The organism is Claveliimonas sp. (genome assembly GCF_037273965.1).
Lineage (GTDB): Bacteria > Bacillota > Clostridia > Lachnospirales > Lachnospiraceae > Claveliimonas > Claveliimonas bilis.
In genome coordinates this window covers 13,775-27,245 of the sequence record NZ_JAYAZJ010000061.1, presented here as the reverse complement: position 1 = coordinate 27,245, position 13,471 = coordinate 13,775, and the positions used below count along the sequence as shown (strand labels likewise).

The 13,471-nt window shown below is 45.9% G+C and carries 11 protein-coding genes and 1 pseudogene; 3 read left to right on the top strand and 9 right to left on the bottom strand.

Going from position 1 to position 13,471, the window contains the following annotated elements:
• Positions 1-500 precede the first annotated feature (500 nt).
• Both radA and WJ238_RS04730 read right to left on the bottom strand, forming a co-directional pair.
• Positions 501-1,859 (bottom strand): DNA repair protein RadA, encoded by a 1,359-nt coding sequence (gene radA / locus WJ238_RS04735; protein WP_230105288.1) that lies wholly within the window; start codon positions 1,857-1,859, stop codon positions 501-503.
• Between the two features lie 51 nt (positions 1,860-1,910).
• Positions 1,911-2,471: a helix-turn-helix domain-containing protein gene (locus WJ238_RS04730; RefSeq protein ID WP_337606287.1), complete on the bottom strand. Its 561-nt coding sequence runs from the start codon at positions 2,469-2,471 to the stop codon at positions 1,911-1,913.
• 177 nt (positions 2,472-2,648) lie between these two features.
• On the opposite strand from WJ238_RS04730, the gene WJ238_RS04725 reads away from it, so the two are divergent.
• Together WJ238_RS04725 and WJ238_RS04720 are read left to right on the top strand one after the other, a co-directional pair.
• Entirely contained in the window at positions 2,649-2,885 is a 237-nt protein-coding gene (locus WJ238_RS04725; protein ID WP_337606286.1) for a hypothetical protein, read from the top strand.
• Positions 2,886-2,915: 30 nt separating this feature from the next.
• A pseudogene (locus WJ238_RS04720) lies at positions 2,916-3,071 on the top strand (GNAT family N-acetyltransferase); the annotation flags it as partial.
• Between the two features lie 155 nt (positions 3,072-3,226).
• Here WJ238_RS04720 and WJ238_RS04715 read toward each other — a convergent pair.
• From WJ238_RS04715 to ald, 5 genes are all read right to left on the bottom strand, one after another.
• Positions 3,227-3,640: an endosialidase gene (locus tag WJ238_RS04715; RefSeq protein ID WP_256195642.1), complete on the bottom strand. Its 414-nt coding sequence runs from the start codon at positions 3,638-3,640 to the stop codon at positions 3,227-3,229.
• Positions 3,641-3,698: 58 nt separating this feature from the next.
• Positions 3,699-6,134: an ATP-dependent Clp protease ATP-binding subunit gene (locus WJ238_RS04710; RefSeq protein WP_337606285.1), complete on the bottom strand. Its 2,436-nt coding sequence runs from the start codon at positions 6,132-6,134 to the stop codon at positions 3,699-3,701.
• Positions 6,135-6,212: 78 nt separating this feature from the next.
• Positions 6,213-6,581, bottom strand: a complete 369-nt coding sequence (locus WJ238_RS04705) for a GntR family transcriptional regulator (protein ID WP_230105283.1) — start codon at positions 6,579-6,581, stop codon at positions 6,213-6,215.
• Between the two features lie 83 nt (positions 6,582-6,664).
• Positions 6,665-7,456: a nitroreductase family protein gene (locus WJ238_RS04700; RefSeq protein WP_230105282.1), complete on the bottom strand. Its 792-nt coding sequence runs from the start codon at positions 7,454-7,456 to the stop codon at positions 6,665-6,667.
• Between the two features lie 236 nt (positions 7,457-7,692).
• Positions 7,693-8,814, bottom strand: a complete 1,122-nt coding sequence (gene ald / locus WJ238_RS04695; protein WP_230105281.1) for an alanine dehydrogenase — start codon at positions 8,812-8,814, stop codon at positions 7,693-7,695.
• A 307-nt stretch (positions 8,815-9,121) separates the two neighbouring features.
• Between ald and WJ238_RS04690 the strand changes: the two genes are divergently transcribed.
• On the top strand, positions 9,122-9,979 hold the full coding sequence (locus WJ238_RS04690; RefSeq protein ID WP_230105280.1) for a MurR/RpiR family transcriptional regulator: 858 nt from the start codon (positions 9,122-9,124) through the stop codon (positions 9,977-9,979).
• Positions 9,980-10,017: 38 nt separating this feature from the next.
• On the opposite strand, the gene WJ238_RS04685 is transcribed toward WJ238_RS04690, so the two are convergent.
• Together WJ238_RS04685 and WJ238_RS04680 are read right to left on the bottom strand one after the other, a co-directional pair.
• Entirely contained in the window at positions 10,018-12,720 is a 2,703-nt protein-coding gene (locus WJ238_RS04685) for an ABC transporter permease (protein ID WP_230105279.1), read from the bottom strand.
• Positions 12,717-13,412 carry an ABC transporter ATP-binding protein gene (locus WJ238_RS04680; protein ID WP_230105278.1) on the bottom strand — a complete coding sequence of 232 codons (696 nt, stop codon included), beginning with the start codon at positions 13,410-13,412 and terminating at the stop codon, positions 12,717-12,719. The genes WJ238_RS04685 and WJ238_RS04680 overlap by 4 nt, the downstream gene beginning before the upstream one ends.
• Between the last annotated feature and the right edge of the window lie 59 nt (positions 13,413-13,471).

The window sequence follows — 13,471 nt, the reverse complement described above, 5'->3', positions numbered from 1 at the left end:
TCTATTTTTCAAAGTCAACCTTTTTTTCTATTTTTCTTTTACTTTTTTATTTTTCGCAAAATCCGCCTTCTACAAGCTGTAAAATTTTGTTTGTTGCTGTCAGTAATTAAAACATGCAATTCTCCGTCATCGATCTGGGCATCTAATTCCAGATCCAGCTGCCCGCTTTTCGGTACAGTAAAGTATGCGTTGGCGACATTTATCGTAGGTTCACTAACTTGATAAGTCTTAGAATCTGACATTGTAAAATTTACATCATCTTTTCTAAACTCAGATCGCATTTCCAAATCGGGATAACTTTTTTCATTTTCTCAATTGGAAGCTGTTTGTCTTAAACCCTTTAGCACATTGGCAAATTCATCCTGACTTAATCCTTTTTGTTTACGCAGACGACTAATCTGTTCTCCTATATTCACTTCAAACCTATCCTTCTTCCGCACAATATCATCTCATGTCAGGCAGAAACAATCTATCAAACGCCTTTTACATGGCCGCCATCTCTACAACAGCTGAATCGCCTCACTGACACTTCTTACCCCGATCACCCGGATGCCTTCTATATTTTTCACTGCATTTTCAGATACCGATGGGATCACACATGTCTTAAATCCCAGCTTCTTTGCTTCGGACACTCTCTGCTCCGGCATACTCACTGCGCGGACTTCGCCGCTTAATCCCACTTCGCCGAAGACGATCATATCCTCCGGCACCGGGCGGTTTTTATAACTTGAGAAAATCGCCATGACAATACCCAGATCCACTGCCGGTTCATTCATCCTGATCCCTCCGGCAATATTGACATAGGCATCATAGTTGGAAAGCGGAAGTCCCATGCGCTTTTCCAGTACCGCCATAAGGAGATTCACTCTGTTGTAGTCTGTCCCTGCTGCCGTTCTTCTCGGGAAACCGAAATTGCTGGCACAGACCAGAGCCTGTATTTCCATCAAAATAGGCCTTGTCCCTTCCATAGAACATGCCACCACAGATCCCGAAGCATTTTCCGGCTTTCCACTCAGCATAAATTCTGACGGATTTGCTACTTCTTCCAGCCCTGTCTGACGCATTTCAAACACACCGATCTCATTGGTGGAGCCAAAACGGTTTTTCACTCCCCGCAAGATCCGATAGGAGGCATGCCGATCCCCCTCAAAATACAGCACTGTATCTACCATATGCTCCAATACCCTGGGGCCGGCCACTGTTCCTTCTTTTGTCACGTGACCTACTATAAAAATAGAAATCCCCAGTCCCTTGGCAAGCTGCATAAACGTATTCGTTGCCTCTCTTACCTGGGAAACACTTCCCGGAGCAGAGCCTATCTCTTCGCTGTACATTGTCTGTATAGAATCAATGATCGCAAGATGGGGCTTCTGCCTCTCAATGGTCTGCCGGATCGTTTCCAGATTCGTCTCACACAGAAGAAGCAGATCTTCTGAAAATTTCCCCATGCGGTCAGCTCTAAGTTTTATCTGCTTCAGCGACTCCTCCCCGGAAATATAAAGTACACTTTCTTTTTTTCCGGACAGCTTTTGGCACACCTGAAGGAGAAGGGTTGATTTACCGATTCCCGGATCTCCTCCCACCAACACGAGAGAACCGGGGACAATTCCCCCTCCCAGCACGCGGTCCAATTCCTGTATGTCTGTCTTTATCCTCTCCTCACCATCAGTTCTCACACTGGAAAGAGTGACCACTTCCCCTTCCCTTACACTTTTCCCTGCTGCCGCGCCTTTTACCGGCGTGATCTTTTCCTCTACAAATGTATTCCACTCCCGACATGCCGGACACTGTCCCAGCCATTTGCTCTCTTCATGTCCGCAGTTCTGGCAGAAAAAAATTGTCTTTTTCGCTTTTGCCACAATATTTCTCCCTTCTTACTAAATAAAATATATCCCTACCTCGTACCAGACCTAGCCTTTTCCATAATAAATAAGCATGCTCAACTGGGCTGTCTTTTTCTCCGGATTATGGTATCTGTGCTCTGTATCGGAACGAAAATGAATGGAATCGCCTTCTTTAAGCTCATATTCATTTCCTCCAGCCGTAATCTTCACATTCCCCTGAAATACTGTAATGTATTCTTCTGTCCCCAGAATATGCGGCTGAGCATCCAAACATCCGCCCGGCTCAATCACGATCCGGTACATTTCAAAGAGTTTCTTCTCATCAAAAGGAAAAATCGGATAATTAATATATCGTCCGTCTCCCTCGGTAACCGGCTGCACAGATTCACTGCGGATAACTGTGGCGTCCTCTAAAGCTGCCTCTGTCAATGCTGTAAATGACACCTTAAATCCATTTGCAATCTTCCACAAAACCGTAATGGTCGGATTGGCATCTCCCCGCTCAATCTGTGACAGCATGCTCCTGGATACTCCCGTAGCTGCTGCCGCCGCATCCAGTGTCAGATGCTTGCTTTCTCGTATTCTTTTTATGTTTTTTGCCGTTGTTTTTGAAATATCCAATTTCATCCTCCGTTTCTCATCATTGATAAAGGCAGACTGCTGCATTTTGTTCTAATATATAAGATTTATTTCCAATATACTGTTGACTCCGATCCAAAACTATCTTATACTTTTTTAACAAGATAGTGTATTTTTAGTACATTATATCGCACGGGCTCAAAAAGTCAACAGGAGGAAATACTCATGGAACTGAAAATTGCAAAAGCAGATCATCTGCAGCGGATCATGGAACTGATCAATGATGCAAAGGCTTATCTGAAATCCTGTGGTGTAGACCAGTGGCAGAATGGCTATCCGGATCAGCATTCCATAGAAAATGATATCCGGAAGGGAACCGGATACCTTTGTATTGCCGATGAAAAAATCGTCGGATATGTGTGTATTGATTTTGAAGGCGAACCGGCTTACGAAACTCTCTGAGGAAAATGGCTTAGCACACAGCCCTATGTTGTTGTCCACCGTCTGGCATTGGATCGGCACAGCAGAGGGAAGGACCTGGCTTCCCAGGTTTTCGCTCTCGCCGAGGTGCTTGCACAAAAAAGGAATATCCACAGTTTCAAAGTGGACACAGACAACGATAACGAAATCATGAAACATCTGATAGAGAAAAACGGATTCCAATACTGCGGTACAATCTGTTTTGACAACAGCGAAAAAATAGCCTATGAAAAACTGATCCGATCTGCCTCTTCCCGTTCATCAGACGCAACAAAAGGCCGCAGTGTAAAACTGCAGCCTTTCGCTCTCTTTATGATTGATCTCTATTTTTTCTCGATTTTTACTTCTACCGTTTTCCCTTCATCCATCTCTGCGCTGACACTTAATTTTCCGCTGAGATTGGTCTTCATGTCGCCCATATTCACTCCGTCCATATATACGACATATTCACTGTCTGCTTCCAGCTCAAGGGTAAACTGTACATCTTTTGGCGCAGAAACTTTAAATGATACGGTTCCGTCCTCTGCCTTAAAGTTCTCCACCGCTGTCCCCGGAACGGATTCATACACAAACATACCATTTTTTTCCAATTTGGTAATTTCAGCGAAGGTCTTTACCTTATAGAGATTGCCCTGAAACTCAAAATCCTCCAGTTTTGTCTTGGATGCAAGAGTGTAATCTCCAAAACTTAATGTTCCATCGCTTTCCGCTCTTAACAGCTCTTTTACTACTGCCATCTCAAATGTCCTCCTAATGGTTCTTCTTTTGTATCTCACATTATATCTCAAAAAATTTTCAATTTGTAGTCTTTAAAATAAATTTTATTTCTTTTTTAGAGATACCGGCTTCCACAACATCGCCGCTTTTTATCTCCCCGTCCAACAGGGCCTCTGCCAGCTTATCTTCCAGCATATTCTGGACTGCCCGGCGAAGCGGCCGTGCTCCGTATTTCTGATCCGTTCCGGTCTCAACGATGTGCTTCTTCACAGACTCCCTGACATGAAGCGTAATACCAAGCTGGGACTTGGCTCTGTCGCACACCTCTTTGCACATCATTCCCACGATCTTTTTCATTTCGTTGGATGTCAGCGCATGGAAGACAATGATCTCATCAATACGATTTAAAAATTCCGGACGGAAGATGAGCTTGATCTCATTCATAACATTGGCCTTCATCCTCTTATAATCTCCGGATGCGTCCTCCTTCGTGACAAATCCAAGACGTTTGGGATCTATGATCGCCTGGGCTCCGGCATTGGACGTCATAATGATCACTGTATTCCGAAAATCCACCTTGCGCCCCTGGGAATCTGTAATATGTCCGTCATCCAGCACCTGCAGAAGGATGTTGAACACATCCGGGTGCGCCTTTTCGATCTCATCAAAGAGCACGACCGAATAGGGATGCCTGCGCACCTGCTCGCTTAACTGTCCGCCGTCATCATGTCCCACATATCCCGGAGGAGAACCGATCATTTTTGACACACTGTGTTTTTCCATATACTCGGACATATCTACACGTATCATAGACTCTTCATTTCCAAACAGTGCCTCTGCCAGCGCTTTGGAAAGTTCTGTTTTCCCGACTCCGGTTGGTCCAAGGAACAGGAAGGAACCAATGGGACGTCCCGGATCTTTCAGCCCTACCCGGCCTCTTCTTACAGCCTTAGCAACCGCTGTGACTGCTTCTTCCTGCCCTACAACTCTTTTGTGAAGAGTCTGTTCCAGCTTTTTCAGTCTGGCGCTTTCTGACTCCGCCAGTTTCTGCACCGGGATCCTGGTCCACTGGGATACTACATCTGCAATGTCCTCTTCCTTTACTGTAACCTGTTTCTGACTGTTCCTTCTCTGCAGACGTTTTTTCTGCTGCTCCAGTTTCTTTCGCAGTTCTTCCTGCTCATGATGGAGCAAAGATGCGCCCTTCATATCGCCGTTTCGTATCGCATCCTCTTTCTCTGTTCCCAGATTTTCAATCAGCCTTTCCATTTTTTCCACATTTTCCGGCACTTTAAAGCCTCTAAGCCGCACTTTGGAGCAAGCCTCGTCCAGTACGTCAATGGCTTTATCCGGAAGGAATCTGTCGCTGATATATCTGCTGGACAGTTTAACTGCTGACTCCAAAGCTCCCTGCTCGATCGCAACCTTGTGGTGCTGTTCATATTTTTCCCGAAGTCCTTCCAGAATCTTCAGACACTCTTCCTCGCTTGGCTCTTCCACCATAACCGGCTGAAAACGCCGCTCCAGGGCAGCATCCTTCTCAATATATTTCCGATACTCCGCCAGAGTTGTAGCTCCAATGAGCTGCAGCTCTCCTCTGGCAAGAGAAGGTTTCAATATATTGGAAGCATCCATCGCACCTTCCGCGCCGCCTGCTCCGATAATCGTGTGCACCTCATCGAGAAATAAGATCACATTTCCCGATGCCTTCACTTCCTGGATCAGCCGTTTCATCCGCTCTTCAAATTCTCCGCGATATTTTGATCCGGCGATCATTCCGGCAAGATCTACTGTGACGATCCTCCTGCCCTTCATGGTATCCGGCACTGTTCCTTTCGCCACACGGTCTGAAAGTCCTTCCAGCACGGCTGTCTTTCCAACTCCCGGTTCCCCCACCAGACAGGGATTGTTTTTCGTCCGACGGCTCAAGATCTGCATGAGTCTTTCAATCTCTTTTTCTCTGCCGATGACAGGATCCAGTTTTCCTTCCAAAGCCTGCATTGTCAGATCTGTTCCATACTGCTCCAACACAGAATTTTTCCTTTTGCCTTCATCCTGCATTTCTTCCATATATTCCTTGGGGTCCACTCCCACTGTCAGAAAGACGTCCTGGCAGATCTTCTGAATATTAATATTCAGCGTCAGAAGAATCCTTGCCGCAACACAATCCACATCTTTCAGCAATGCCAGCAGCATATGCTCTGTCCCTGTTTTCTCTGACCGAAGAGACGCTGCCTCTGCTTCCGCCTCCTCCAGAATATACTCCAGTCTCGGACTGATTTCCGGATCCTTACAGATAGTGCTTCCCTCTCCGGGAGAGACAAGTTCATTCATGATCTTTAGAATATTTTCCTCGCTGACTCCATTCATAGCCAGAACCTGTCCCGCCACACCTGTATACACCTTCTTCAGTCCCACCAGAAGATGCTCTGTTCCAATATATGGATGCTTCAGCTCTTTTGCAGCTGATTTTGCAATTTTTAATACTTCTTTTGCCTGTTCCGTATAATTCATGTTGTCTTTTCTTCCGGTATGCGCCCGGGCATACTCAGATTTTACTCCTTTCCTTTTTCTGCGTCCGCCGGAAGCGTTCTAAGAGTACTCTTCAAAAATTTCATCTACCAGTGCGTGAACTTCTTCTCTGGAAATATTCTTACAGCATCCCCTTGCCAGTATAATGCGAAGTTGCTGACGCATTTCCTCCACCGCCTCGATCTTGTCGATGTCCAGCGCGATCACAGCTCCTTTTCTCCGATCCAGCTGGATAAAGCCCTCCTGCCTTAGAAGACTGTAGGCCTTATTTACAGTATGCATATTTATTCCCACCGCCTGCGCCAGCTGCCGAACAGAGGGCAGCGCATCGCCTTCCCGGATTTCAGAAGTCGCAATCCCCATGATGATCTGGTTGCGCACCTGCATATAAATCGCTTCATCACTGTTGAAATCAATCTTTATCAACATAGTATCACCATTTCCTTTTCAGGTTTTCTTTTGTTATATATAACTTAGCACACATACCGCAGACTCTGCAAGAAAAAGAAATGCTATCTGATGACAATATTTCCCTGTTTCCTCGGAGCTGTCCTTTTATAAGACACTGCCGGATATCCGATCAGCATACAGCAGGCAACGGTCCGGCTGCCGATTCCCAGCCATTCCCGGAGCGTCTTGCTTGCGTCTATGACCGCTCTTGTGTATCCGCTGTACAGCACGCCGGCCCCTTCGGCTACAGCCATGTTCTCAATGTTCGCTGCCGCAAGACCTGCATCCAGCACATTTTTAGCCGTGATCACAAGAAAGGCAGGCGTATTAAAGAAAAAGCTGTCCTCTTTAGGATTCTCCTGATGTTTTTTATAGAAAGAACGGAACACCCTCGCATAGAGCGGAGCTTCCTCCTCCAGGACATCCAGGATTCCCGGCAGCTCTTTCCAGAAAAGTTCTTTAAATTCGGCAAGCTCTTTCTGGATCAGTGTAAACCTGCAGCCCTGTTCATTCTTGGCCGTGGCTGTATACCGTCCAGCGCTTAGTATACGCTCCAGTTTTTCCTGCTCTACCGGAGCGCCGCGGAACTGTCGGATACTTCTTCTGAATTTCACTGCGTGGAGATAGGTTCCGGGATCCAGAACAAAACTGTCTTTATCAAACTCTTCTACCTCTGCCATATCATAATCCGGAATGGACACCGCATTCACCGGACAGATGGCCACACAGTGCCCGCACTGGATACATTTACGGATATATTCCGCCTTCTTGTCCTTCAGCTCCAGAGCTTTTCCCGGGCAATCCTTTACACATGCTCCACAGCCGATACATTTTTCCTTGTTTATCTCTATCATATTTGCAACCGCCTTTCTCTCCCGATATATTCCATCACAGATAAGATACACTCAAATTCATGTCTATCATACTTGCTTCCCGGCTTTTTTGCAAGAGCGGGCGTCCTGCCTTAGCCCCGGACATGCATACATAACATATTTTTCTTAATATCAGAAAAAGGCTGCCACCCGGAGGAGATTCTTCGGGATAGCAGCCTTTTTTACAGGCAAACTACTTTATCATAGGACTCATGGCACTATTTGCAGATTTCTCTAACATCTACATATTCATAGCAGTCAAAGCTGTCTGCTACGTTCTTGCATGTCAGTTTTCCATCATAGGTATTGATTGCAGAGTAAATTACCTCATTGTCTACACATGCTTTCTCCAGACCTTTGTTTGCAATCTGAAGACCATAATTTAAAGTAGCGTTTGTCAGTGCGATGGTTGATGTTCTCGGAACAGCACCTGGCATATTTCCTACACAGTAATGAACAACTCCGTCCTCAACAAAGATCGGGTCATCATGATAGGTTACTTTTGTTGTCTCGCCGCATCCGCCCTGGTCTACAGCAACGTCTACAAATACAGCGCCCGGTTTCATCTCTTTGAGATATTTCTTCTTAAAGATCTTCGGAGCAGCTTTTCCAGGAATCAGTACGCTTCCGATTACCAGGTCAGCTTCTTTTACTGCTTTTTCAATATTTGCATCATTGGATACCAGTGTCTGGATACGTGCTCCAAACAGATCATCCAGATAAGCCAGTCTTGGAAGACTGATATCAAGAATTGTTACGTTAGCTCCCATTCCGACAGCAATCTTACATGCATTTGTTCCTACATTACCTCCTCCGAGGATAACGATGTTTGCTTTTGGAGTTCCCGGTACACCTGCAAGAAGAACGCCTTCTCCGCCAAATGTCTGCTCCAGATATTTAGCACCTTCCTGGATACTTAAACGTCCGGCAATCTGGCTCATAGGAGCAAGAAGCGGAAGTCCGCCCTGTTTTGGATCAAACAATGTTTCATAAGCAACGCCCTTTACTTTTCCGTTCAAAAGAGCATCTGTCTGCGGCTTGTCAGCTGCCAGGTGAAGATATGTATAAAGGATCAGCCCTTCATGGAATAAGGGATATTCTTCCGGAAGCGGCTCTTTTACTTTGATCATCATTTCAACAGTATCCCATACATCTTTTGCAGCGTCGATCATTTTTGCGCCTGCTGCTTCATATTCATCATCTTTGAACCCTGAGCCTACACCAGCACCTTTTTCAATATAAACTTCATGTCCTGCTGCTACATAGCTCTTTACGTTGTCCGGTGTCATACCTACACGAAATTCATTGTTTTTGATTTCCTTTACGCATCCTACTTTCACTTTCAAACCCTCCTAAATCGTTATAAATAGTGCTTGTTTTTCCAAATCCGCCTGCACCGGATCCGGATGAAAAATATTTTTCAAAAAAAATATTTTTTGAAGAATATTATTCATTTGTCTTTAAAATAATCTTAGCACAATGTTTTATAATGTTCAATAAAAGTTATTTTTTTCACGATTTCTCTTAATTGTCGTTTAAAAACTTCAATTGTAAATACAATTTACTTGCATATTTCCCTGATTCATGTTTAAATACTATTATAAGATGAACAGAATAAGCGTGCAAAATAAACGGAGGACGGATTTTATGAAAGAATTGCGGACAATGATCAATAATACTTCACTAACCAAAACTCAAAAGATGATCGCAAAATATGTTTTGGACAATTCTGCGGATGCCTGTTTTATGACTTCCACAGAAATCGCTATGAAACTTGGAGTAAGCGAATCCTCTGTGATCCGTTTCAGCCGTTCTCTGGGCTATGACGGATTCATGGATTTCCAGAAAAATCTGAGAAAAGATTATCAGGATAAGGTGCTTAGTATTTCCAGCTCTATCACCGTTCCTTCACAGCGCATTGCAAAACGGGCAAAGCTTACAAATACCGCCGATTACATCAACCGCCATTTTAAAAACGCCGCCAAAAATCTGGAAAACGCACTGACTTCCAACAGTAGTACCGCCTTTGAGGAAGCCGCCGATATCATCGTGGCAAGCAGGCATAAATACATCACCGCCTCCCGCGGGAACTCCTCTCTTGGGGACTATTTTCTTCTGTATCTGAAGCACATGGTTCCCAATGTGGAATCTACAAGTTCTGCCGCTATCAGCCCCATAGATCATCTGTGCAACATTTCCAAAGATGACTGTCTGATCGTATTCAGCTTTCCCCGGTATTCTTCAGAAGATAAGATCTGTGCTCAAATGGCGCGTGAAGCAGACGCCAAGATCATCGTTGTAGCCGATAAGCCCAGCGCCCTTCTGGCGGAATACGCCACCGTTCTTCTGACTGCCCCGGTAGACAGCAACGCCTTTTTCAACTGTATGACAGCTCCGCAGTTTGTAACAGAGGCGCTTCTGGAAACCGTCAGCCATAAGGCCAGAGGAATCGAGAAACGCCTCAAGAAAATTGACAAATATCTCGGAGAGCTTGGAAACTACTAGGAGACTCTCCGGCCAAAAATACCGGGATCCGTCCCTTATTATGCCATCCGCAGTTCGTCAATAATATTAAATTTTCGTATTTTCCTCATGGTGTAGATCATAGTCACAAGAACGATCGCCAGCACGCCTGCTGCCGCTGTCAGGAAATAACTCCACGGGAATATCAGTTCCTGTCCGCTGGCCTGGCTGGTAAATTTCCAGAATAGAATGCTGACAGCAGAAGAAAGGATACATCCGTATAAAACAGATCGCGTCCCATAGACCAGGCATTCGTAAAGCATCATTTTCCGGAATCCTTTTCCTGTCATGCCTACGGAACGCAGCATGGCAAATTCTTTTCGTCTGAGCATCAGATTGGTAGAGATCGTATTAAACACATTCGCCACTGCGATCATGGACAGCAGCACAATAAATCCATAGCACAGCACCCGGATCGCCGTCACCGCCTGCCTGCTCATTGCCGCATCCTCTGCCGGCGTGTAAAGGCTTCCCTGCTGTTCTTCCGGCATATTCTGAATCTCTTCTTCTAGGTTTTCCGCCGCTTCTATATAATTTTCCGCGTGGATCTGAAAATAAGCGATATACAACTCTTCTTCCGCTTCCCATCCCTCTTTTACCGGCTGATCGATATACTCTGCATACTGCTTTGCCTGTTCCTCTGAAAGGATCAAAACGGGTTTGAAAACATTTTCCGTTCCGCACTGCAGCGGAAGTTCTCTGGCCTCCTGCGCCAGTTCCACTTGAAAAAGCTGCTCATATTCTCCGGCGTCTCCTGTCTTTTCCTTTTCATCCTTCCTGTGTAAAACTCGCCCGGCTCCCAGTTCCCGGCGCTTTACATTCTCCGTCAGTGCCGGCACCTTATCATAACTCTGCGTTTCCTCATTATAACTTTGTACCTGATCATAATAAATGGCATAAATGACGCCGCTGCCGCTCTTTGGCTTTTCAAGTCTTTGCTCTTTCAGGTAAGTTTCATAATCCTTATCCTGCAAAACAACAGCACTGCAATGGAATGGTATGCTTCCGTCCGCCAGCTCTTCCCAGTAATTTTCCGACCGGTAAGCCTCGCTTACATCTTCCTGCCGCATCGGGATCAAGATGGAAAATTCTTTATAACTTTCGTAGGAATCTACAAGTTCTTCCTCATCCAGCATGGCCTTAGTACGGATCAGAGCGTTTTTATCATCCTCGCTTTCGTTCCATCCTAATATTTTCTGGTACTGCAATTCATAGGAAGGAGGATTCAAAATCGTGCTCCCCGCCTCTTCCATGTACAGGAAAAACAAAGAAGCTGTCACAAACAGCACAATACTCATGGTAAGCGAAATCACGGTACTTCTGTATTTTTTCCGGTCCCTTCTGTAATTTTTCCCCGCGAGCATTCCCTCCAGTCCGAACAGACGACCGGTTAATTTTGCAGATTTGACTTCCCGAGGGCGAATCCGGATATCCTGCAGGGACCGTACAGCCTCCATAGGCGATACCTTCCCTGCCCGCGCTGCCGGTATCCACACCGACAAAAGCACCGTCAGAAACGCCAGCACAGCCGAGCCTGCCAACACTGCCGGAGGACAGGACATCTCTACAGTACCTTTCTCTCCATAGATAAAACTTGTCAGCCCCGCTCCGATAAAATGAAGTGTCACGGCACTTCCGGCTGCTCCTGCCAGAAGCCCAAGTGGAATCCCCACAGCGCTGACAACAAATGCTTCAAATCTTAAAGACCGGCGAAGCTGCTTTTTCGTCGCCCCCACAGAAGCCAAAAGTCCAAACTGTACCGTTCTCTCTCTTAAGGAAATGGAGAAAGAATTGTAGATCAGAAGTACCGATCCCGCCATTATGACTGCCAGAAGTGTTCCCAGCGCTCCGCCTATCATGTACGTATATCTGTCGTTGCGGAAAACTCCCTGCCACCGAAGCAGGCTGTCGTGTCTGCTCCAGGAAACATAGGATCCATATTCTTTCCCCTCCAGCCAGTCCTCTATAAATGCATCTGCATCCTTTGGATTTTTCATCTCAATATAGACATCGCAATAACTGTGTTCCGGCAATGTTCCGTAAGGCCCTGCAATCAGCATATATCCGAAAAAGCCGGCTGCCGCTCTGGCCTGCTGCACATCGTGATAGACGCCCACCACCTGATACGTACCGCTTTCATTTTCCTGAAATGAGACCGAACTGTTTTCCGCTCCCTCTGCCGCCTCTTCTTCCCCGTCAGCTGACAAAGAGGCAGCCTGATCGGATACCATATGTCTGCCGTCCATAAAAAACTGTCCTGATTTTAAGGTCACTGTGTCGCCCACAGACGCCTTCTTGCCTTCCAGCTCAATCCCTTCATAAGGGATCAGAATCTCCCTTTCATTTTCAGGGATCCGTCCTTTTTCAATCTCCAGCGGAAGATTCTCCCACGCACTTTTATCCCGGCTGAAAATCCTGATATAGTCCCCGTCCGCTTCAGATCCTCTCAGATAACCGATTTCTCTTTGTATGGATAGGGATTTGATCCGTTTGTCCTTTCTGATTTCCTGAAGTTCTTTTTCTGTAAATCCCTCTGCCGCTACATGCCAGCTTCCTTCTTTCTCCACCGTCTTTGTTTCAATATAATTCAGGACGCTGATGCCGAACACAGCAACTGCCGTCAGCATTGCCGCCGAGAGAATAACGCCCAGTATGGTTACAATTGTTCTCGTCCGGTTCAGCCCCATTGTTCTTGCCGTGATCTTATAGAAAATATTTTTCATCCCCGGATCACCTCATCTCTGATGATTCTTCCATCTGCAAGCTCAATGAGCCGATCCGCCTGAAGCGCAATATCTTCATCGTGGGTGATCATGATCATAGTCTGATCATAAATCCTGTTGGAATACTTCAAAAGCTCTACAATCTCCCGACTGTTTCCCGAATCAAGATTCCCGGTGGGTTCGTCTGCAAGAACCACTGCCGGAGCATTCATAAGGGCGCGCCCAATAGATACTCTCTGCTGCTGGCCTCCTGAAAGCTGTCCGGGAAGATACCCTCTTCTGTCTTTCAGTTTCAGGATATCCAAAAGCTCTTCCACTCTTTTTTGATTGACCGACCGTCCGTCCATCAATACAGGAAGCGTCATATTTTCCTCCACTGTCAGCACCGGGATCAGATTGTAAAACTGATAGATCAGTCCCACCTGACGGCGGCGGAAAATAGCAAGCGCATCCTCCTTCTGACTGTAGACATCTGTGCCATTTACATATACTTTCCCTTCTGTAGGACGATCCACACCTCCGATCAGATGAAGCAGCGTAGATTTTCCCGATCCCGATGCTCCGATCACGGACACAAACTCCCCTTTCCGCACGGAAAAAGACACATGATCCAGCGCGCACACTTCATTTTCACCCTGTCCATATATTCTGGAAAGATTTTCTACCCGTAAAATATCCTCATGCATTTTCATAAGTCCCTCCTATCTTTTTCACAAGTATAGCATCTCCACATGACAGGGCCGTGACAGTG

What these genes read in the sequence shown, in the direction of transcription:
- WJ238_RS04715 (WP_256195642.1), bottom strand. Translation starts at nt 3,640, where the DNA reads ATGGCAGTAGTAAAAGAGCTGTTAAGAGCGGAAAGCGATGGAACATTA.
- WJ238_RS04710 (WP_337606285.1), bottom strand. Translation starts at nt 6,134, where the DNA reads ATGAATTATACGGAACAGGCAAAAGAAGTATTAAAAATTGCAAAATCA.
- WJ238_RS04730 (WP_337606287.1), bottom strand. Translation starts at nt 2,471, where the DNA reads ATGAAATTGGATATTTCAAAAACAACGGCAAAAAACATAAAAAGAATA.
- WJ238_RS04725 (WP_337606286.1), top strand. Translation starts at nt 2,649, where the DNA reads ATGGAACTGAAAATTGCAAAAGCAGATCATCTGCAGCGGATCATGGAA.
- WJ238_RS04680 (WP_230105278.1), bottom strand. Translation starts at nt 13,412, where the DNA reads ATGAAAATGCATGAGGATATTTTACGGGTAGAAAATCTTTCCAGAATA.
- WJ238_RS04690 (WP_230105280.1), top strand. Translation starts at nt 9,122, where the DNA reads ATGAAAGAATTGCGGACAATGATCAATAATACTTCACTAACCAAAACT.
- WJ238_RS04685 (WP_230105279.1), bottom strand. Translation starts at nt 12,720, where the DNA reads ATGAAAAATATTTTCTATAAGATCACGGCAAGAACAATGGGGCTGAAC.
- WJ238_RS04705 (WP_230105283.1), bottom strand. Translation starts at nt 6,581, where the DNA reads ATGTTGATAAAGATTGATTTCAACAGTGATGAAGCGATTTATATGCAG.
- WJ238_RS04700 (WP_230105282.1), bottom strand. Translation starts at nt 7,456, where the DNA reads ATGATAGAGATAAACAAGGAAAAATGTATCGGCTGTGGAGCATGTGTA.